This window comes from Uruburuella testudinis (assembly GCF_022870865.1).
Taxonomy (GTDB): Bacteria; Pseudomonadota; Gammaproteobacteria; order Burkholderiales; family Neisseriaceae; genus Neisseria; species Neisseria testudinis.
In genome coordinates this window covers 119,515-140,915 of the sequence record NZ_CP091508.1, presented here as the reverse complement: position 1 = coordinate 140,915, position 21,401 = coordinate 119,515, and the positions used below count along the sequence as shown (strand labels likewise).

Genomic DNA, 21,401 nt, shown 5'->3' with positions numbered 1-21,401 from the left:
GTCAAACTTTCTTGATCAGGCCGTCTGAAACAGTCGGCACGGTTTCAGACGGCCTCGGATAATGGTCAGAACACCCTAGGGTGTCCGGACAATTTGTTTATGAGGGGATTTTTGCTTCTGGAAATGCAGATGCCGGGCAAAAAACGCAGCAAGATTGGGCATCTTGCGAGGCTTTTTAACGCAGCAGATGCGTTTTCAGGGGCAAAATACACCCGTAAATCGACACATCAGGATACCCTAGTGCGACGGGGCGGTAACGGCCGGGGTGCTGCCGGGGCTGCGTTCGGGGTAAACCGTTACCACGGTTTCGCGCTCGGGCGTGAGCAGGCGGGCGGCAGCCTGCACATCGGCGGCGCTGACCTGTTGCAGACGGCGGCGCAATTCGGCTTCATCGGTGTGGCGGTAGCCGCGGGTTTCCAGCCGCCCCATCAGCGAAGCGCGTGAAGTAATCGAATCGCGGGCATAAATTTCAGCGGCGGCGGCGCGGTTGCGCACACGCACCAGCTCCTGCCGGCTGATGCCGTTGCGGGCGATATCGGCGATTTCCGTTTGAATGGCGGTTTGCAGGCTGCCGACATCCACGCCTTCCGCAGGCATGGCGGTAATGTTGAAAAGCGGCAGCTCGCGGCTCAACATATCGTAGCTCGCACCGATATCCAGCGCCACCTGTTTGCCGCGCACCAAACGGGCGTCCAAGCGGCTGGAAGAGTTGCCGCTGAGCACGTCCGACAAAATATCCAGCGCATACGGCATGCGGTCGCTGAGTTTTTCCAGCTTGGGCACACGGTAGCTGAGCGAGAGCAGCGGCTGGCGGGTAACGGCCGATGTGGTTTGCGCACTGACCGCTTGGCGCGCTGCCGGTTCATTTAAAAGATTGCGCTCGGGCAGCGGTTTGGCTGCAATGGTGCCGAACAGGTTGTTGACGGTTTGCAGCGTGGCGTCGGCATCGACATCGCCCACAATCACCAGCGTAGCGTTGTTCGGCGCATACCATTGGCGGTACCACCGGCGCAGATCGTCGCCCTTAAGCGTGTGTAAATCATTCATATAGCCGATCACCGGCGCGCGCAACGACGGGGTTTGATAGCTGTTGAGAAACACATGTTCCCAAAGTTTGCCGCCGGCGCTGTCGTCGGTGCGCTGGCGGCGCTCTTCGCGAATCACACTCATCTCATTATTGAAATCGCGGTCACTGAAATTGAGGTTGACCATGCGGTCGGCTTCCATTTTCAGCACTTCGGGCAAGTTGGCCGCCGCCACGTTTTCAAAATACACCGTTTCATTGCGGTTGGTATAGGCATTAAACTGCCCGCCCAGCGCGGCCACACGGCGGCTGAATTCGCCCGCCGGCACCGCAGGCGTGCCTTTGAACATCATGTGTTCGAGCGCATGGCTCAGCCCGGTTTTACCCGGCTGCTCGTCTACGCTGCCCACTTGATACCAAAGCTGCGACACCGCCACCGGCGCGCGGCGGTCTTCTTGAATAATCACCTTCATGCCGTTGGGCAGGGTTTGCGAAAGCGTTTGCGCCCACGCAGGCAGGGCGGCAAAACACAACATCAGGGCACAACGGCGCAGCATGGCGGATCCTTGCAAATGAAACAAATATCAAATGATAAGCCTTATCAATAGAATAAACAAGCTTTCAATCTGCCTGGCCGTCTGAAAACATGCTGCCTTTCAGACGGCCTCAAGCCTTATAAAATAAGCTACAATACAGCCAACCCATCACCGTATTGAAGGAACCGCATGTTCAGCTTTTTCAAACGCAAAAAACAGCCCGCCCCCGAAGCCGGACACGAACAGCCCGCTGAAACCGAAGCTGCCCCCGAAGCGGCGCCATCCGCGCAAACACCCCCTGCACCGGTTGGGGACAACCCGCTGCCGGCATTAAACGAAGCCGAGCGCGAAGCCGTGGCCGCCGATGCCGATACCCATCCGGTCAGCCGGCTGGTGGCTGATGTGGTGGCCCCGCCGGCCGAGCTGCCCGAACAACTCGACCCCGAAGCACCGGTGGCAAAAGTGCATGTGCCGTTGTCTGAGCCGGAAACCACGGTGGTGCCAGAAGCGGAAGGCCTGCACGCCGGCACCTTGGCCGACAGCTTCAAACAGGCCGACAGCATCGCCACTGTGGCCGCGCCGGTGCCGGCTGCCGAAACCGTTGCCGAAGAGCCGGCCAAACCGGGTTGGGCGGCACGCCTGAAGCAAGGCCTGACCAAATCGCGCGATCAAATGGCCAAATCGCTGGCCGGCGTATTCGGCGGCGGCAAAATCGATGAAGATTTGTATGAAGAGCTCGAAACCGTGCTGATTACCAGCGATATGGGCATCGAAGCCACCGATTATCTGATGAAAGACGTGCGCAAACGCGTGTCGCTCAAAGGCCTGCAAGACGGCAACGAGCTGCGCGGCGCCTTGAAAGATGCCATTTACGACCTGATTAAGCCGTTGGAACAGCCATTAGTGGTTCCCGACAGCAGCGAGCCGTTTGTGATTATGCTGGCCGGCATCAACGGCGCGGGCAAAACCACCTCTATCGGCAAGCTGGCCAAATATTTCCAGTCGCAAGGCAAGTCGGTGCTTTTGGCTGCGGGCGACACCTTTCGCGCCGCCGCCCGCGAGCAGTTGCAGGAATGGGGCGCCCGCAACGGCGTGACCGTGATTTCGCAGGCATCGGGCGATTCTGCCGCCGTGTGTTTTGATGCGGTGGAAGCCGCCAAAGCCCGCGGTATCGATATCGTGCTGGCCGACACCGCCGGCCGCCTGCCCACCCAGCTGCATCTGATGGAAGAAATCAAAAAAGTGAAGCGGGTGCTGCAAAAATCAATGAGCGCCGCGCCGCACGAAATTATTGTGGTGCTGGATGCCAATATCGGCCAAAACGCCGTCAATCAAGTGGTGGCCTTTGATGACGCCCTCGGCCTCACCGGCCTGATTGTTACCAAACTCGACGGCACCGCTAAAGGCGGCGTGTTGGCCGCGCTGGCCAGCAGCCGCCCGATTCCCGTGCGCTATATCGGTGTGGGCGAAAAAATCGACGACCTGCGCCCGTTTGACGCCCGTGCGTTTGTGGATGCTTTGTTTGATTGAGCAGGCTGAATCAACTCAGGCCGTCTGAAACAACGATTTCAGACGGCCTTTGTATACACAGGTTTTTTGTGGGCAGCACTATACACCCTGTCGGTCAGATGCTTGAATCCGACATTTTTCAGACGGCCACAATCATTGGCATACAAGAATATCGAACCATTTGTCGGATACAAGTTTTGGGTATTTTGGCGACGGGGTTAAAAATACAGTTGCTGCGCTTGCTGCAATGATTGTTTATAAGGCGGAGAAAAGAATAAAACCGAACAGCATGACAAAGAAAGGCGAAGCCAAATGCAGAAACAATTATGTTGGTTAACATATTGATTAAAGCCTTCATGGCCACCCTTCGATGAGGCAGGCAAAGCCAAAAGATTGGGTGCTGATTATTATGAAAGCCGGCGCATCATACAAATACGTTGTCGGAAAAATACACCAAGCGGGATGAGGTGTTTGGGGAGATTGTTTTGCAAAATTTCAGGCCGTCTGAAACCGGTGTTTCAGACGGCCTCAGCTTATGCCCATTCATAAAAGTAAGCAAAATCAGCCCTCTTCGAACTTAGGCTGGCAACGCCGTCAGCTTATTTTTGTGAGGGCATTAAGGGGTTTTGAGTCGGAACATATCATCCGGCAACCCGTTCAGCCGTCGCGCAAAATTTTGCGGATAGTAGAAAGCTGCCGCCGGCTGACCGGCAGCGGGTCGTCTACATCGAGCACGCGTGCACCCCATGTGGCGTTGCCCTCGTCTTCATCGCCGCTGTCGAGGCGGATCAGGCAGTCGAGCGTGTGGCGGAACACCAGCGAGTTGCGGTGGACGCGGATGATTTTATCGCCCAGAATTTCTTCCCAGTGCACCAGCGTTTTGGGCAGCTCGTAGCTTTGGCCGTCGCCGGTAAACAGAAACACGGTTTTGTGTTCGGCCAACAGATAGCGCGCCTGCTGCCACGGCACTTCTACCATGCGGTCGCGGTTGAATACTTTGAAATGGGTGAAATCGTCGAGATCTTCGCGGGTTTTTTCTCTCACCCGCGCCAGCGCGGTTTGCAGGCGTGAGATTTTAATTGGTTTGAGCAGGTAGTCGGCAGCGGCCAGCTCGAAAGCGCGCAGCGCGTGCTCTTCATAGGCGGTGGTAAAAATCACTTCGGGCTGTTTTTTGGCAACCCGTTTGATGCGTTCTACCAATTCCAGGCCGGTGATTTCGGGCAGGCCGATATCGGCAAACACGATATCGGTTTCGTGCATGCTCAGCCAATCAAGCGCCGGCTGGGCGTGGTGGAAGGTTTTGAGCAACACCACATTGCATTCTTCCAGCAACACCCGCAGGCGTTCGGCGGCCAACACTTCGTCTTCAACAATAATCGCACTCAGCATAGTCGGACAATCTTTGTTTGTTATTAGCCGTATCGTATCCCGAACAATTGTTTATATCAATGTTAATCCGCGTAAAAATATCATCAGCTTTCCAATATCATCACCTTAATCACATAGCATGCGGAATTTATTTGGACGTTAATGGCAATAAAAAACATTTGCCGGCATATTATGTCAACAAGTGTGCATTTTATGCTTGAAGAATGGTGCAGCGGCGGCAGGTGTATATTTAATAAGGTGTCATTATTGTGCAACGCCGGCAGGCGGGAGCAAGGCATTCGGCTTGTTTGTGAATGGCTTGGTCAGGCGGGAAGCGGTGATGCGCAGCCATCCGTCAGCGCAGCAGCTCATCGGTGATGCGCTGTAAAAATTCAACCCGCGAAGCGGCGGCTTCTCCTGTTGCGGCAGCGGCTTTGACGGCGCAGCCGGGCTCGGCGCGGTGGCTGCAATTGTGAAAACGGCATTGGCCGGCAAGATGGCGCAGGTCGGGAAAATAATTCAGCAAATCGGCGGCTTTGAGGTGGTGCAGGCCGAATTCTTGCAGGCCGGGGGAATCGATCAGGCGGGTGGTTTCGTTTAAATCGTATAGCTGCGCGTGGGTGGTGGTGTGGCGGCCGGAATCGAGGGCAGCGGAAATTTCACCGACCCGTGCGGTTTGGTTGCCGAGCAAGGCGTTGGTCAGGGTGGATTTGCCCATGCCGCTTTGGCCGAGAAAAATATTGGTGTGCCCCTGCAAAACGGGCTTGAGCGACTCGGCATTTTGCAGCGCGCTCACTTCCAGCACGGGATAGCCCAAAGCTTCGTAAAAGGCCAGTTTGCCGCGCCATGAGGCGGTTTCGGGCAAATCGGCTTTGTTTAATACGATAACCGCCCGGATATCACCGGCTTCGGCCGCCAGCAATGCCCGTTGCAGCAGCATTTCGCTGGGCGAGGGCACGGCAGCCAGCACAATCAGCAATTGGCTGACGTTGGCGGCAATCAGTTTGGTTTTCCAGCTGTCTTGCCGGTAAAGCAGGCTTTGGCGCGGCAGGTAATCTTCGATAACCACTTGTTCGCGGTTGATCGGGGTGATGTGCACCTGATCGCCGCAGGCAAAGTCTACCCGCTTTTTACGGGTGGTGGCGTCAAAGGTTTGACCGTCGGGCGTGCGCACGATATAGCGGCGGCCGTAGCTGGTGATGATTTGGGCGGTATCGGTCATGGCGGGGATAGAGGCCGTCTGAAAAAGGCATTGTACCCGAATTGTTCAGGGTGTTCTGGCCATTCAGAATGATTCGGATTTTTTGTGATAAAAGTACAGATGCAAGGCAAAAAACGCAGCAAGATTGGACATCTTGCGAGGCTTTTTAACGCAGCAGATGCGTTTTCAGGGGCAAAAATCCCCTCATAAACAACACATCAGGATACCCTAGGGCAGTCTGATAAAGTGTGCGCGGTAATAGCGCATTTCTTCGATACTTTCCATGATATCGTCGAGCGCCTGATGCGAACCGCGTTTAACCACGCCTTTGGCCACGGCGGGATGCCAGCGGCGGGCGAGCTCTTTGAGGGTGGAAACATCGAGATTTCGGTAGTGGAAATAAGCTTCCAAACGCGGCATGTAGCGCACCATAAAGCGGCGGTCTTGATGGATGGTGTTGCCGCACATGGGGCTGGTTTTTTCGGGAATCCAGGCGGCCATAAAATCGAGCAGTTTTTGTTCGACTTCGGCTTCGCTGTGCTGCGATTGGCGCACGCGCTCGGTGAGTCCGGTGCGGCCGTGGGTGGCGGTGTTCCATTCGTCCATGCCGTTTAATATTTCGTCGCTTTGGTGGATGGCATACACTTCGGATTGCGCCAATACGTTTAAATCGGCATCGGTGATAATCATCGCCACTTCGATGATGCGGTCGCGCTCGGGATCGAGCCCGGTCATTTCCATATCGAGCCAGCAGAGGTTGTTTGCGTTTGGAGTCATGTTTTCAGACGGCCTAGTAGATAAAAATAATGGCTATTATAACGTTATCCCGCTGCTTGCACACATTGCTTTGAGGCCGTCTGAAAAAATGTTTTCAGACGGCCTCAATATGCTCACCGGTGTTTATTTGAAATAATATTCGGGCGGTTCGGCAAACGATTGCAAGATGCTTTTCAAACCGTCGGACCATTGCTCGCGGATATTGTGCAGATAGGGGTCGCTCTCATCGATGCGCATGCCTGCGGGCATGTTGAAGCTGTTGTTGCGGTATGCCAGCAAATCAATCGGAAAGCCCACGGAAAGGTTGGAGCGGATGGTGGAATCAAACGACACCAGCACGGCGCGTACTGCTTCATCCAAGCTGCTGTGGTAGTTGATGGCGCGGTCGAGAATCGGTTTGCCGTATTTGCTCTCGCCGATTTGAAAATACGGCGTGTCGCGGGTGGCGCGGATGCAGTTGCCTTCTTGATAAACCTGATAAAGCTCGGGCACCTGGCCGCGGATTTGGCCGCCGATCAGAAAGCTGCTGCCGAAGCCTTCCTGCGTGTGCGCGCGGGTTTGCGCGCTTTGGGCGATGCTGCTGACGTGTTCGCCCACCAGCATGGCGGCATCAAACAGGGTGGCGACATTGTGCAGATTGCGTTCGCTGTCTTGCTGTATACCCCGAAACAGCATATTAATCACGGCTTGTGAAGTGGCCAGATTGCCGGCCGTCAGCAACACCATGCTGCGCTCGCCTTCAACGCCGAATTTATACATTTTGCGGAAGGTAGACACGTGGTCGATACCGGCATTGGTGCGGGTGTCGCCGGCGAATACGATACCGTCTTGCAAACACAGGGCAACGCAATAAGTCATGGTGGGCTCCGAACGGAAATTTCAAGGTTTGGGCGGTTTCGGGCGGCGGCAGACGGAGCCGGCGCCGATGAAAGGGCGGTAAACCTTAAACCATCATACAGCATCCGGCCTGAAATACATACACGTGCCGCCGTTTGGCCGGCAAAGCATACGCAGCCTTGTCGGCGCGGCGCCGGCAGATGATTTTTCGGATACGGGCATTGTTGGCGAATCAAGTGCCAACCCATCTTATTGCTGCGCTTCCCGCACCTGCACCAGAAAATCCATCCGTTCCATTCCGCCGCCCTGGCGCATGCCGCGGATGGGGGCGGTGTCGTTGTAATCGCGGCCGACGGCGAGCTGCACGTGGTGGCTGGGGCGGAACAATTGATTGGTAATGTCGAATACATACCAGTGCCCGTCGAGCCAGGCTTCGGCCCAGGCATGGCTGGCGAGGTGGTCGCTGTCGTCGCTGACCAGATAGCCTGATACGTAGCGCGCGGGAATGCCGAGCGAGCGGGCGCAGGCCAGAAATACGTGGGTATGGTCTTGGCACACACCGCTGCCCAATGCAAATGCCTGCCGGGCGGTGGTGCTGACGCCGGTGGTGCCGGGAATATACGGCATGTGGTCGAGAATGGCGCGGCTCAGGCTGGTCAGCCCTTGCCGGTCGGCGCGACCGCCGGTTTGGATTTCGGCAAAATCGGCCAAAGCTTCATCGCTGCGGGTCAGCCAGGTGCGGTTGAGAAATACGGTCGGCGGCATGTAGGCATCGGTGTTGTAATCGCTGTCGTCATCGATTTCTACCCAGCCTTGCGCCTGTACGTGCAGCGACTGGTGCGGCTGGTTGAGGTTGAGCACGGTGCAGTAATTGCCGAAGCCGTCAAACATTTCGGCGCTGATGCGCGGCAGGGTGAGCTGCCATGACAACACCCGCTGGTGTGCCAGCGTTTGCGGGGTGATGCGCAACACCTGAATGCTTTTTTTCACCGGCTCTTCATAATGGTAGTTGGTGGTATGGTGGATTTGGATTTTCATACGCCATCCTCAAACAATTGTGCCAAGGTGTTGTTCCAGCGGTAAAACTGGCTGGGATTGGTGGTATAAACCATGGCTTGCAGCGGCTGCTTGATCGGATCCCAGGCGGTGCCGTCGGGCAGGCGCGTGACCACATCGGCCAGATAGCGGTAATGGCGGCTTTCGGCTTTGCCGCTGCGGATGCGGTTGTCGAGCATTTCCACATAATCGCCCAATTGCCAGAAAAGGGTCACATAAGGTGTTTTTTGATCCAGCATCACCGCGCTGCACGCATATACCTGAAAACAGGCGGCGCGGATGTTGGCGGCCTGTTGCAGGCGCTTGAGCTGGTTAAACAGCTCGGCCGCATCACCGTCGATCACGCCGCGCACCACTTGCACGTTGTCGTTAAGCTGTTCGAAATGCTGCGGCAGCGCCGTTTGTGCCAGGTATTGGCGCACTGCTTCGGTGTCGCCGGCCAGTGTTTCCGGCCAGCCCAGATAGCGCAGCTTCGGCGCGCGCGCTTCGGGGCTGAGTGTGAGCGTGTCGACCAATTCTTGCGTGCGGCGCATATAGCGGCCGAGCCAATAAAGGTTGTATGCGGTAGAAAGCAGTAAGCTCATGAGGCACCTCCCATTTCGACCACCCAGGTATCTTTCACGCCGCCGCCTTGTGATGAATTCACCACCAGCGATCCTTCACGCAAGGCCACGCGGGTAAGGCCGCCCGGCACGATGCGTACTTTGTCGGGGCCGGAAAGCACAAACGGACGCAAATCGATGTGGCGCGGCGCGATGCCTTCGTCTATGTAAGTGGGGCAGGTGGAAAGCGCCAGTGTGGGCTGGGCGATGAAACCGGCGGGGTGTTCCAGAATGCGCAGGCGGTAGGCTTCGATTTCTTCCTGTGTGGCTTTGGGACCGACCAGCATGCCGTAGCCGCCCGAGCCTTGTGTTTCTTTGACCACCAATTCACCCAGATGATCCAGTACATAGCGCAAATCTTCCGGCTTGCGGCATTGCCAGGTGGGCACATTGTGCAAAATCGGCTCTTCGCTGAGGTAAAAGCGGATCATGTCGCCCACGTAAGGGTAAATCGATTTGTCGTCGGCCACACCGGTGCCGGGCGCATTGCAAATCAACACATTGCCGGCACGATAAGCCGCCATCAGGCCGGGCACGCCCAAAATCGAATCGGTGCGAAACGCCAGCGGATCGAGGAAGGGGTCGTCGAGGCGGCGGTAAATCACATCCACTCGCTGGCGGCCGGCCACGGTTTTGATGTAGACAAAATTGTCTTCCACAAACAAATCATAGCCGTGCACCAAGGGCACGCCCATTTCCCGCGCCAGAAACGCATGTTCGTAATAAGCGCTGTTGTAACGGCCGGGTGTGAGCACCACAATGCTGGGCTGCTCTCTGCCGCTGCACGCCACTAAGTTTTCGTGTAAAAGCTGTGGGTAATGCGCCACCGGCAAAATATTCTGGCGGGCAAACACTTCGGGCAGCAGCGTTTCGCTGATGTTACGCCCTTCGAGCATATAAGACACGCCTGAGGGGGTGCGCAGATTGTCTTCCAGCACATAATAGCTGCCGTCGTTGTGGCGGATTAAGTCGATGCCGCTGATGTGGGCATAAATCGGCTCGGGCAGGTTGATGTTGTTCATCCAGGGCTGGTAGCAGCTGTTGACCAGCACTTCTTCGGCAGGCACGATGCCGGCCTTGATGATGTGCTGATGGTGGTAGATGTCGTGGATAAACATGTTCAGCGCGCGGATGCGCTGGGTGCAGCCGGCTTCGAGCGTTTGCCATTCGCCGGCGGGGATGATGCGCGGAATGATGTCGAACGGAATCACGCGTTCGATATTGCTGGCTTCGCTGTATACCGTAAAGGTAACGCCTTTGCGGTAAAACATGGCCAAAGCCTGCTGGTTGAGTGATTCGACATCACCGGGCTTGCTGCGGGCCAGCCATTCTGCCACAGCCTCATAACCCGGGCGCGGCGTGCCCTCGGGCAGCATCATTTCATTATAAAATTCAATGTTTGTCGGCATGAAGCGCTCCTTATTATTTGTTTTTATTATTGGAACCATCATATATTAAGAATAAATTGTTGACAATTTTATTTACCGAAGTTGGTAACAAAAAAAGATTTGAATAAAAACTTTGTTTTCAGGAAAATTAAATTGCATATCAGGCTGTTTTTTACGCTGAAAATGGCGGAAAAATACAGATAAGCAGCGGAAAATATTTGAGAAGGTTTCTTGTATTTGTTTGTAATCGTTAGAAATATTGCTGTTTTTATCATGGCATGGTTGATTGTTTTGCGGTTGCCATGCTGTTTGTATGCGCTTCAGCAGTCTATTGAATTTAACGGCGATACACGATATCAGGCCGTCTGAAAATCAGTTTTCAGACGGCCTGATGGGCTGCTGATTACCCATTTACCAAAATAACCTAATGGTGTCGGCTTGCCGCCTTGCCGGCTTACTTTTGTGAATGGGTATGTAAGCTTTACTAAAACAATCCGTGAATCACGCCTTTTTCATCCACATCGATATGCTCGGCAGCGGGCACTTTCGGCAGCCCCGGCATTTTCATCATATTGCCGCACAATGCCACGATAAAGCCCGCACCCGCCGATACGGTGATGCCGCGCACGGTGATGGTAAAGCCTGAGGGGCAGCCCAAAAGCTTGGCATCGTCGCTGAGCGAATATTGGGTTTTGGCCATGCATACCGGCAGTTTGTCGAGGCCGTTTTTTTCCAACGCGGCGATTTCGGCTTCGGCTTCGGCGCTGAACGCCACATCGGCCGCACCATACACTTTTTGCGCGACGGCACGGATTTTGTCACGCACACCGCTGTCGGTTTCGTAGGCAAAGCCAAAGCGGTTGGGCTGCTGCTCAATGACCTCCAACACTTCGCGTGCCAATGCTTCGCCGCCTGCACCGCCCCTGCCCCACACTTCGGTGAGCGCTACTTTGACACCGTATTCTGCACAGGCCGTCTGAATCAAATCAAGCTCGGCATCGCTGTCGGACACAAAGCGGTTGAGCGCCACCACCACCGGCAGGCCGAACACATTTTTCATGTTGTCGATGTGTTTCAACAAATTGGGCAGGCCGCGTTGCAGGGCTTCGAGATTTTCCGCGCCCAAATCGGCACGCGCCACACCGCCGTTGTATTTCAGCGCGCGCACGGTGGCCACGATCACGGCGGCATCGGGCTGCAAATCTGCCAAACGGCACTTGATGTCGCAGAATTTTTCCGCGCCCAAGTCGGCACCGAAGCCGGCTTCGGTTACCGCATAATCAGCCAAATGCAGCGCGGCGCGGGTGGCAATCACCGAGTTGCAGCCGTGGGCGATGTTGGCAAACGGGCCGCCGTGCACGAATGCGGGGGTGCCTTCGATGGTTTGCACCAGATTGGGCTTGACGGCATCTTTCAACAGCGCGGCCATGGCGCCGTGTGCCTTCAAATCGCGGGCGTACACGGGGGTGCCGGTTTGAGTGTAGGCCACCAGCATGTTGCCGAGGCGGGTTTTCAAATCAGCCAAATCGCGGGCGAGGCAGAATACAGCCATCACTTCCGAAGCCACGGTAATATCGAAGCCGTCGGGGCGCATCACGCCGTCTGTGGGCTTACCCAGCCCGCTGATGATGTTGCGCAACTGGCGGTCGTTCATGTCGACAGCGCGGCGCCACAATACGCGCTTGGGGTCGATGTTTAATGCATTGCCCTGATAAATGTGGTTGTCGAGCATGGCTGCCAGCAGGTTGTTGGCCGCACCGATGGCGTGAAAATCGCCGGTAAAGTGCAGATTGATGTCTTCCATCGGCAACACTTGCGCATAGCCGCCCCCCGCTGCGCCGCCTTTGATGCCGAACACCGGGCCGAGCGACGGCTCGCGCATGGCAATCACCGCATTTTTGCCCAAGCGGTTGAGCGCATCGGCCAAGCCGATGGTGACCGTGGTTTTGCCCTCGCCCGCGGGGGTGGGGTTGATGGCGGTAACCAGAATCAATTTGCCCTGTTTTCCGGGCTGTGAAAAAATATTCAGCGGGTTGATTTTGGCTTTATAGCGCCCGTAAGGCTCGTATTTGCCTTCGGGCAGCCCGAGTTTGGCCGCGATTTCGCCAATCGAGCGCATCGGGGATTCGTGGGCGATTTCGGCATCGGTTTTATGGCTCATGGGAATATCCGTTTTCCGTTGTGCTCAAAAAGGCTATTATAACGGCAAGCGCGTGACAAACACATGCGAAAACGGCAGCGGTTTGGACTATATCAATTTATGCGTTCAGCTTTCAGGCCGTCTGAAACAAGGAATAGATTATGGCTGCAACATGGTTTTACTGGGCGCTGGCTTCGGCCTTTTTTGCCGCGCTGACGGCGGTTTTCGCCAAAGTGGGTTTGCAGGGCATTGATTCGGATTTTGCCACTTTTATCCGCACATTGGTGATTATCGCCGCCTTGGCACTGTTTCTCAGCTACACCGGCAAATGGCAGGGCGTGGGCAGTTTCAGCGGCAAAAATTGGACATTTCTGATTTTATCCGGGCTGGCAACGGGCGCTTCGTGGCTGGCCTATTTCAAGGCGCTGCAATTGGGCAATGCCTCGCAAGTGGCGCCGGTAGACAAATTCAGCCTGGTACTGGTGGCGCTGCTGGCGGTGGTGTTTCTCGACGAGCGCCCGAGCGTGCAGGAATGGCTGGGCATCGGCCTGGTGGCTGCCGGCGTGCTCACGCTGGCATTGAAACGCTGACAGAGGGCTAGGGTGTTCTGGCCATTCGTTGATGAGGGGATTTTTGTTCCTGAAAATGCAGATGCCAGGCAAAAAACGCAGCAAGACTGCGCATCTTGCGAGGCGTTTTAGTGCAGCAGATGCGTTTTCAGGGGCAGAATACACCCGTAAATCGAATGGTCAGGACACCCTAGCTGTTGAAGCCAGTTGCTTCTGCATTGCAGGCAACTGAGACGGCAATTGCTTGAGCGCTTGCATTTTTCAGACGGCCTGACGGATAAAATGCTAAAATAGCCGCTTGTTTTTTCACACCGTTTTCCAACGGCTGCCAATATTTTTCCCATGCTCACCGATCTCGAAAAAAACGCCATCCGCGACCACTACCAAAACATCGGCAGAAACCTGCCCGGCTTTCGGGCGCGCCCGGCGCAACGGCAGATGATTGCCGCCATCGCCAACGCCTTTTCCCGCAGCCAAAGCCGTGCCGAGGGCGAAGAAGCGCCCAAACGCGAGGGCGAAAGCATTGCCGTTATCGAAGGCCCGACCGGCGTGGGCAAAAGCCTGGCTTATCTGCTGGCCGGCGGCATCATGGCGCAAACACGGGGCAAACGGCTGCTGGTGAGCAGCGCCACCGTTGCCCTGCAAGAGCAGCTGGTTAACCGCGATTTGCCGTTTCTGGTCGAACAAAGCGGTCTGGAATTGAGCTTTGCGCTTGCCAAAGGCCGCGGCCGCTATCTCTGCCCCTACAAACTCTACCAGCTCACCCAAAGCAACGCCCAACAAAACCTGCTCGGCTTTGAAGCGCCCACTGTGTTGTGGGACAGCAAACCCAAGCCCGAAGAGCTGCAATTGTTGCGCGACTTGGCCGACGAATTCTCCGCCCGCCGCTTCAACGGCGACCGCGACACCTGGCCGCAGAAAATCGATGATGCCGTTTGGTTTAAAGTCACCAACGACCGCCACGGCTGCCTCAAAGCCGCCTGCCCCAACCGCGCCGAATGCCCGTTTTACCTGGCGCGTGAAACGCTGGAAAGCGTTGATGTGGTGGTGGCCAATCACGATTTGCTGCTGGCCGATATCAGTATGGGCGGCGGTGTGATTCTGCCCGCCCCCGAAAACAGCTTTTACTGCATCGACGAAGCCCACCACCTGCCCAAAAAAGCACTGAGCCAGTTTGCTGCCGAGCATTCATGGAATCTGGCGGTATGGACGTTGGAAAAACTGCCGCAAATCAGCGATAAAATCGCCGCTGTTGCCGATAAGGCCGAAGCCGCCAACCTGGCCGACGAAGCCGCCGCTTCACTGCTGGAAAGCTTCAATGAATGGTCGTTTCAGTTGGCCGGCGAACAAGATCTGGCGCCTTCCGAAAGCAGCGAATCGGTTTGGCTGTGGCAAGACGGCAAAATACCCGAAGCGCTCGAGCTGCTGGTGTCCAACACCGCCGTTGCCGCCCGCAGCCTGCTCAAGCATGTTTACACACTCAACGATGCGCTGGCCGCCGCCCGCCGCGACAAAGAACAAGACAGCGCCCTGATTGACCGCTTAAGCGGCGAATTCGGCCTGTTTGTGGCCCGTTGCGAGCAAATCAGCGCCGTGTGGGATTTGCTTTCCACCGTGCCGCCCGAAGGCGAAGCACCGCTGGCCAAATGGGTGGTGCGCCGTATCGGCGATAAAAACGACTATATCTTCAACGCCAGCCCCATCAGCAGCGCCGGCCATCTGGCCAACGGCCTGTGGCGGCGCGCGGCCGGTGCCGTGCTCACCTCTGCCACCCTGCAATCGATGGGCAGCTTTGATTTGCTGTTGCGCCAAACCGGCCTGCAATGGCTGCCTGCCACCACCACATTGGCGCTGCAAAGCCCGTTTAACTTTGCCGAGCAGGGCGAACTTTACCTGCCGCCGATTCAGGCCAGCCCCAAAACCCCCGATGCCCACACCGATGCCATCGTCGAATGGCTGCCCAAGCTGATTCACACCGAAGAAGCCATCGGCACGCTGGTCTTGTTCAGCTCGCGCAAACAAATGCAAAACGTTGCCCTGCGCCTGAGTGCCGACTACCTGCCGCTGTTGCTGGTGCAGGGCGACATCCCCAAAGCCACGCTGCTGAAAAAACATGCCGAAGCCATTGCCGACGGCCGTGCCAGCATCATTTTCGGGCTCGACAGCTTCGCCGAAGGCCTCGATTTGCCGGGTGAAGCCTGCGTACAGGTGATTATCGCCAAACTGCCGTTTTCCATGCCCGACAACCCCATCGAAAAAACCCAAAACCGTTGGATCGAGCAGCGCGGCGGCAACCCCTTTATCGAAATCACCGTGCCCGAAGCCAGCCTGAAGCTGGTGCAGGCCGTGGGGCGGCTGATCCGCACCGAGCAAGATTACGGCCGTGTTACCATCCTCGACAACCGCGTTAAAACCCAACGCTACGGCAAACAATTGCTCGCCTGCCTGCCGCCGTTTAAACGCATCGGCTGAAGCACATGCCGCACCATCGGTAAGCCGTCGATGGGGGCTTCAAAGACGATGTTTAATGCAATTGTTTTTGCCATGATGTTTCCTTTCGTTTTGATAAAAAATGGCCGTCTGAATATTCAGACGGCCGATAACATTTAGAAATGATGTTAATGTTTAATCAATAATCGGATTTTCAAAGTCAATCCCGCAGCCACCCAACCCAATATAATACCGGTAGGAGTACTTAGCAATCGCAGTAATCCGAAGAACTTTATGATGTTTCCAAGCTCCGGCCACACGCCCAAGATAACCATACCAAAGATTATCTGCACCACTAGTATCGTCCATATAGCAGATATTACAACACCAAATACCGATAACAAAAATAATGCGATACAACGAATGGTTTTTAATACAGTATTGTCAGCAGACACAGATATCCGTAAGAAATAAATCAGCAAGGCCCATGCTGTGAGTGTTACTGCCGGTACTTCGCTAACAAACGGTCTCAAAATAATTTGAAGCACATCATAAACAATTTGAAAAAAATCATAAACATCAATCATCATATTCCTATTCTTGCGATACCTATTATTTAAGTACATAAGAAACGCCCCTTTTTATTAAGGGGCGTTAAGTTTAATTTGATTCTGTCAAGACCTCTTTTATTGGGGTGAAATATATAAGGTATCGCAATGTTCGGCTGTGCTTACGGCATGCAACACTTTTTATATTTTTTACCACTGCCGCACGGGCAAGGGTCGTTGCGGCCGATTTTCACGCCACCCGCAACCAGCTCCGCCACGCCGCCATGCTCATGTGCCATATCCATCAACATATAATCCGGTTTCGGCGTTGTTCGCTTATTGCGCAAGCCTAAGTAAATTTCTACATCTTCAATATCGCCGCAGGCCGTCATATCCACCGCCTTTTCCGCATACAGCTTGCGGATAAAATCAACGTGTTCCACCGGTTTCAAAGGCAACAGCGACATCAGCAGCAAGGCATTGTAAAAACGCTCTTGCGTGGCATAAGGCTTGAGCATATCCAACAACACTCCGACAACCTCATCACGCACTTCTTTATGCTGCTGCGCCACGGAAGAGGCTGCACTTATCAGCACATCACGCGCATCGTCATCATGCTGCTGTTGAGCTGCCTCCAGCAAAAACGGCAGATGAAACACCCCTTCGGGTGCAAACATATCTAAGTATTCGTATATCGACTCATCGCAGCCGTAAGCAATATCTTGCAACACCCATTCAATCATTGCACGGCTGGCCGCCTCATCACGATATTCCCCTAAAGCATAAGCCGCATGCAGTGTGGCAAAAAAATCGTCCGGCTCCTCTGCTTCCAAATAATCCTCATCACGCGTTAACGCCAGCAACAAAGGCAAATCCGCCGTCGTCAGCCCCAGCTTGGCATGATAATCCGTTGTTTTTCGGTCAAACGGAGTCGGAAACTTGCGCATCTGCTCAAACAAGGCTTGGTAACGTTGTTGCTGTTCGGCGGTAAAGTCGGCAGGCATCGGCATGGTAAGGGCTTTTCATGAAAATAAATAAAGCAGAATGGTAACATAATTTCAGACGGCCTTTGCATGCACAGGGTTTTCGTGAGCAAAATCCACGCTGTGAGATACTCTGTAGGATGTGTTCCGTAAGGAACATGCGCGCTTTAAAATTTAGGCCGTCTGAAAAGTTGTAAACGTTTCAGACGGCCTTGTTTTGATATTCGCAAGCTTACGGGCGGTATTCCGGCAACACGCCGTTGGGCAGCAGCTGCCACACATAACCGGTGTGTTTCTGTTTGCCGGCAACATTGCCGGCTTCATCACCGTAGCCCCAGAAATAATCAACCCGCACCGCGCCTTTAATCGCGCTGCCGGTATCTTGCGCCATAATCAGGCGGTTGTGGGCATGGTTGCTGATGGGGTGGGTGGTGGCGACAAATATCGGCGCGCCCAAGGTAATGTAGTGGCGGTCGACCGCACCGGCATATTCACCCATCAGCGGCGTGCCCAATGCGCCGATGGGGCCGTCGTCATTGCCCGGCAGCTGGCGGAAGAAAATATAGCTGGGGTTTTGGCCCAGCACTTCGGCCAGCCGCTGCGGGTTTTGCTGCATATAGGCTTTGATGCCCTGCATAGTGGTTTGCGCCAGCGGCAGATAGCCTTTATTGGCCATATAGCGGCCGATGGAAACATAAGGGTATTCGTTTTTATCGGCAAAACCCAGGCGCACATATTGGCCGCTTGGGGTTTTCAGACGGCCTGAACCTTGAATGTGCAGAAAAAACAATTCTACCGGGTCGTCGGCATAGCCCAACACCGGCGCTTTGCCGTTGAGCGCGCCGCCGTTAATCTGGCTGCGGGTGTAATAAGGCACGAAACGACTGCCTTCAAAACGGCCTTTGAGTGCGCGGGTGCGTTCGCTGATGGGAAACTGTGCCAGATTGGCGCTGTATTGGCCGGATGCGCTGATCATGCCTTTATTCTGCCCGCTGGGTTGGATGCGCACCGTGCCTTTGCTTGAGCGCAGGTTGGCGGGCAGCTCGACCGATACAAAATCATTGGGGATGCCGTAAATCGGGAAGCGCGCTTGAGCGGTCTGCTTCACATCACCATGCAGCACTGGCTCGTAATAGCCCGTTACCGTGCCGCCGAGTTTGCCGTCGCCGCTGACCTGCCAGGGGGTGAAATATTGCTCGAAAAAGGCTTTGGCCGCGGCATTGCTGCCCGGCGTCTGCGCCGCTTGCGCACACACGTTTTGCCAGCCGGGGCGGGCTTGCAGCTTCTCACAGCCAAGGCGGAACGAACGCAGGCTGTTGGCGAAATTCTGCTCATTCCATTGCGGCAGCGCACTATGTGCCACTACTTTATAGCCCGCGCCTCCGCCGGGGCTGAGCGTATGCCCCGGCGGCAGGGGGGTACCCGCAGGCAAGGGGGCTCCGGGGGTAACGGGCAAGGGGGGTTGGCCCGGCGGAGGAGTCGGGGTGCGTTTGGTGCCGCAAGCTGCCAAAATGGCGGCGGTCAGGCCCATTAGGGCAAAACGGAAAATATTGGCTGAATTCATAATCGCTGTATATTGAGGCCGTCTGAAAAACATCACGGCATAGGTTAAAACGGTAAACCTGAAGACTGTTTGGCGCAATATTGGTTCCTTATTCAGACGGCCTTTTGCGCTGATTTTATGCCGTCTGAAACGCATCGGCACATTCTAGCATAGAATCAAAAGATTAAATGCGCCGCCACCTGTTTTAACGGTTTTGCTACAATAGCGCTTTGTTTCAGCTTTCTGCAAGGCCGCCCCATGAGCAAACCCGTTTCCCCGATGATGCAGCAATACCTCGGCATCAAGGCCGACCACGCCGACAAACTGGTGTTTTACCGCATGGGCGATTTTTACGAGCTGTTTTTCGATGATGCGGTCAAAGCGGCCAAGCTGCTCGACATCACCCTCACCACCCGCGGTCAGCTTGACGGCGAACCGATTAAAATGGCCGGCGTGCCGTTTCATGCCGCCGAGCAATATCTGGCGCGGCTGGTCAAAATGGGCGAGAGCGTGGCCATTTGCGAACAGGTGGGCGAAGTGGGCGCAACAAAAGGGCCGGTGGAGCGCAAAGTGGTGCGCATCGTTACCCCCGGCACCCTCACCGATTCGGCTTTTCTCGAAGACAAAGAAACTAACCGCATTGTGGCCGTCTGCACGGTAAAAAGCGATAAAAAACACATCGGCCTGGCCTGGGCTTCACTGCAAAGCGGCGAATTCAAAACCAAACTGACCACGCCCGAGCGCCTCACCGACGAGCTCGCACGCCTACAGGCAGCAGAAATCCTGCTGCCCGATACCGCCAACGCCCCGCAGGTACAGGCCGCCAACATCACCCGCCTCAATGCCTGGCAATTTGCCGCCGACAGCGCCGCCAAACTGCTCACCGACTATTTCGGCAGCCAAGATTTGCGCGGCTTCGGCCTCAACCTCGAAGAGCATGCCGCCGCCATCGGCTCCGCCGGCGCGCTGCTCAACTACATCGGCCTTACACAAAACCAACTGCCGCAACACCTCGACGGCCTCAGCCTCGAAACCGAAAACCAATACATCGGCATGGACGCCGCCACCCGCCGCAACCTCGAAATCACCCAAACCCTCAGCGGCAAAAAAGCACCCACCCTGTTTTCCGCACTCGACAACTGCGCCACCCACATGGGCAGCCGCCTGCTCGCCCAATGGCTGCACCACCCGCTGCGCCGCCGCGAACACATCCGCGCCCGCCAGCAGGCCGTTACCGAATTGCACAACCATTACGCCGACATCCAAGGCCGCCTGAAAAACATCGCCGACATCGAGCGCATCGCCGCCCGCATCGCCGTGGGCAACGCCCGCCCGCGCGACTTGGCCGCCCTGCGCGACAGCCTGTTGGTGTTGGTCGACGACATCGGGCTGCCCGAGAGCCCCTCCGCGCTGCTGCACACCCTGCAAGCCGTGTTCCCCGCCACCCGACCCATCGCCGAACAACTTGCCGCCGCCATCCTGCCCGAACCGGCCGTGTGGCTGCGCGACGGCGGCGTCATCAACCACGGCTATCATGCCGAGTTGGACGAACTGCGCCACATTCAAAACCACGGCGACGAATTCCTGCTGGCCCTCGAAGCGCGCGAACGCGAACGCACCGGCCTTTCCACCCTCAAAGTCGAATTCAACCGCGTGCACGGCTTTTATATCGAGCTCTCCAAAGTGCAGGCAGAACAAGCCCCCGCCGACTACACCCGCCGCCAAACCCTCAAAAACGCCGAGCGCTTCATCACCCCCGAGCTCAAAACCTTTGAAGAAAAAGTATTGGCCGCACAAGACACCGCATTGGCCTTAGAAAAACAGCTTTACGACACCCTGCTGAAAAACCTTCAGACGGCCTTGCCGCAACTGCAACAAGCCGCCAAAGCCGCCGCCACACTCGATGTGCTCGCCACCTTTGCCCGCCACGCCGAAACCCGCGCTTACCACATGCCCGAATTCGCCGACTACCCCGTGCTCGACATCGACAACGGCCGCCATCCCGTGGTCGAGCAGCAAGTGCGCCACTTCACCCCCAACCACACCGCCCTCGACCACAAACACCGGCTGATGCTGCTCACCGGCCCCAATATGGGCGGCAAATCCACCTACATGCGCCAAGTCGCCCTCATCACCCTGCTCGCCCACACCGGCAGCGCCGTGCCCGCCGAACGCGCCCTGATTGGCCCCATCGACCAAATTTTCACCCGCATCGGCGCCTCTGACGACCTGGCCGGCAACCGCTCCACCTTTATGGTCGAAATGAGCGAAACCGCCTACATCCTGCACCACGCCACCGAACAATCTCTGGTGCTGATGGACGAAGTCGGCCGCGGCACCTCCACCTTCGACGGCCTCGCCCTCGCCCAAGCCATCGCCGAACATTTGGTGCAAAAAAACCAATCATTCAGCCTGTTTGCCACCCACTACTTCGAGCTCACCCGCCTGCCCGAAGCCCACCCCGCCGCCGTCAACATGCACCTCTCCGCACTGGAAGAAGGGCAAGACATCGTCTTTCTGCACCACATCGAGCCCGGCCCCGCCAGCAAAAGCTACGGCATCGCCGTCGCCAAACTCGCCGGCCTGCCCGCCCGCGCCCTCAAAGCCGCCCACAAACATTTAAATGCATTGGAACAGCAAGCCGCCGCCAACCGGCCGCAGATGGATATTTTCAGCGAATGGCCGTCTGAAAGCCGCGCAATGATGGCGGAGGAAGAACAGATTGTGGAAAACACGCCAAACCCGCTGGCCGAAGCCTTGGCAGAGATACAGCCGGATGAATTATCGCCACGGGAAGCGCTGGAAGCGTTGTATCGGTTGAAAGGATTGGCATTGGAATAAATCAGGCCGTCTGAAAGATAAAATTCCCGTATAATTCTAATTCAAACCG

The 21,401-nt window shown here is 56.0% G+C and carries 17 protein-coding genes; 5 read left to right on the top strand and 12 right to left on the bottom strand.

The genetic code is table 11. The features are described from left to right. Window positions 1–237 precede the first annotated feature (237 nt). Window positions 238–1,581, bottom strand: coding sequence for a M16 family metallopeptidase (locus LVJ83_RS00625; RefSeq protein WP_244785298.1), 1,344 nt, complete (start codon window positions 1,579–1,581; stop codon window positions 238–240). A 168-nt stretch (window positions 1,582–1,749) separates the two neighbouring features. On the opposite strand from LVJ83_RS00625, the gene ftsY reads away from it, so the two are divergent. After that, window positions 1,750–3,090 (top strand): signal recognition particle-docking protein FtsY, encoded by a 1,341-nt coding sequence (gene ftsY / locus LVJ83_RS00620; protein ID WP_244785296.1) that lies wholly within the window; start codon window positions 1,750–1,752, stop codon window positions 3,088–3,090. A 636-nt stretch (window positions 3,091–3,726) separates the two neighbouring features. Here the strand turns inward: ftsY and LVJ83_RS00615 are convergent. From LVJ83_RS00615 to LVJ83_RS00580, 8 genes are all read right to left on the bottom strand, one after another. Next, window positions 3,727–4,458, bottom strand: coding sequence for a LytR/AlgR family response regulator transcription factor (locus LVJ83_RS00615; protein WP_244785294.1), 732 nt, complete (start codon window positions 4,456–4,458; stop codon window positions 3,727–3,729). A gap of 334 nt (window positions 4,459–4,792) precedes the next feature. Beyond that, on the bottom strand, window positions 4,793–5,659 hold the full coding sequence (rsgA, locus tag LVJ83_RS00610) for a ribosome small subunit-dependent GTPase A (RefSeq protein WP_244785292.1): 867 nt from the start codon (window positions 5,657–5,659) through the stop codon (window positions 4,793–4,795). Window positions 5,660–5,866: 207 nt separating this feature from the next. Further along, window positions 5,867–6,415, bottom strand: coding sequence for an oligoribonuclease (orn, locus tag LVJ83_RS00605; protein WP_244785290.1), 549 nt, complete (start codon window positions 6,413–6,415; stop codon window positions 5,867–5,869). A 123-nt stretch (window positions 6,416–6,538) separates the two neighbouring features. Beyond that, window positions 6,539–7,273 carry a proteasome-type protease gene (locus LVJ83_RS00600; protein WP_244785287.1) on the bottom strand — a complete coding sequence of 245 codons (735 nt, stop codon included), beginning with the start codon at window positions 7,271–7,273 and terminating at the stop codon, window positions 6,539–6,541. A 228-nt stretch (window positions 7,274–7,501) separates the two neighbouring features. Beyond that, a complete protein-coding gene (locus tag LVJ83_RS00595; RefSeq protein ID WP_244785285.1) occupies window positions 7,502–8,290 on the bottom strand; it encodes a transglutaminase family protein in 789 nt (262 codons plus the stop codon). Next, complete coding sequence (locus LVJ83_RS00590; RefSeq protein ID WP_244785283.1) at window positions 8,287–8,892, bottom strand: alpha-E domain-containing protein; 606 nt, start codon at window positions 8,890–8,892, stop codon at window positions 8,287–8,289. The genes LVJ83_RS00595 and LVJ83_RS00590 overlap by 4 nt, the downstream gene beginning before the upstream one ends. Continuing rightward, window positions 8,889–10,319 (bottom strand): circularly permuted type 2 ATP-grasp protein, encoded by a 1,431-nt coding sequence (locus tag LVJ83_RS00585; RefSeq protein ID WP_244785281.1) that lies wholly within the window; start codon window positions 10,317–10,319, stop codon window positions 8,889–8,891. Before LVJ83_RS00585 ends, LVJ83_RS00590 begins: the two co-directional genes overlap by 4 nt. A gap of 463 nt (window positions 10,320–10,782) precedes the next feature. After that, on the bottom strand, window positions 10,783–12,459 hold the full coding sequence (locus tag LVJ83_RS00580) for a formate--tetrahydrofolate ligase (protein ID WP_244785279.1): 1,677 nt from the start codon (window positions 12,457–12,459) through the stop codon (window positions 10,783–10,785). A gap of 140 nt (window positions 12,460–12,599) precedes the next feature. On the opposite strand from LVJ83_RS00580, the gene LVJ83_RS00575 reads away from it, so the two are divergent. The 3 genes from LVJ83_RS00575 to dinG all read left to right on the top strand — a co-directional run bounded on the left by LVJ83_RS00575 (window position 12,600) and on the right by dinG (window position 15,479). Further along, window positions 12,600–13,028 carry an EamA family transporter gene (locus tag LVJ83_RS00575; protein ID WP_244785277.1) on the top strand — a complete coding sequence of 143 codons (429 nt, stop codon included), beginning with the start codon at window positions 12,600–12,602 and terminating at the stop codon, window positions 13,026–13,028. A 31-nt stretch (window positions 13,029–13,059) separates the two neighbouring features. Then, on the top strand, window positions 13,060–13,239 hold the full coding sequence (locus LVJ83_RS00570; protein WP_244785275.1) for a hypothetical protein: 180 nt from the start codon (window positions 13,060–13,062) through the stop codon (window positions 13,237–13,239). Between the two features lie 110 nt (window positions 13,240–13,349). Beyond that, the gene (dinG, locus tag LVJ83_RS00565; RefSeq protein ID WP_244785273.1) at window positions 13,350–15,479 is read left to right on the top strand and encodes an ATP-dependent DNA helicase DinG; all 2,130 of its coding nucleotides are present in this window, start codon (window positions 13,350–13,352) and stop codon (window positions 15,477–15,479) included. A gap of 146 nt (window positions 15,480–15,625) precedes the next feature. Here the strand turns inward: dinG and LVJ83_RS00560 are convergent, their stop codons facing one another. The 3 genes from LVJ83_RS00560 to mltA all read right to left on the bottom strand — a co-directional run bounded on the left by LVJ83_RS00560 (window position 15,626) and on the right by mltA (window position 18,532). After that, window positions 15,626–16,027: a hypothetical protein gene (locus LVJ83_RS00560; RefSeq protein ID WP_244785271.1), complete on the bottom strand. Its 402-nt coding sequence runs from the start codon at window positions 16,025–16,027 to the stop codon at window positions 15,626–15,628. A 140-nt stretch (window positions 16,028–16,167) separates the two neighbouring features. Next, window positions 16,168–16,995 carry a YecA family protein gene (locus LVJ83_RS00555; RefSeq protein WP_244785269.1) on the bottom strand — a complete coding sequence of 276 codons (828 nt, stop codon included), beginning with the start codon at window positions 16,993–16,995 and terminating at the stop codon, window positions 16,168–16,170. A gap of 205 nt (window positions 16,996–17,200) precedes the next feature. Then, entirely contained in the window at window positions 17,201–18,532 is a 1,332-nt protein-coding gene (gene mltA / locus LVJ83_RS00550) for a murein transglycosylase A (protein WP_244787574.1), read from the bottom strand. Between the two features lie 237 nt (window positions 18,533–18,769). On the opposite strand from mltA, the gene mutS reads away from it, so the two are divergent. Next, window positions 18,770–21,352, top strand: coding sequence for a DNA mismatch repair protein MutS (gene mutS, locus LVJ83_RS00545; protein WP_244785267.1), 2,583 nt, complete (start codon window positions 18,770–18,772; stop codon window positions 21,350–21,352). Window positions 21,353–21,401: the final 49 nt, after the last annotated feature.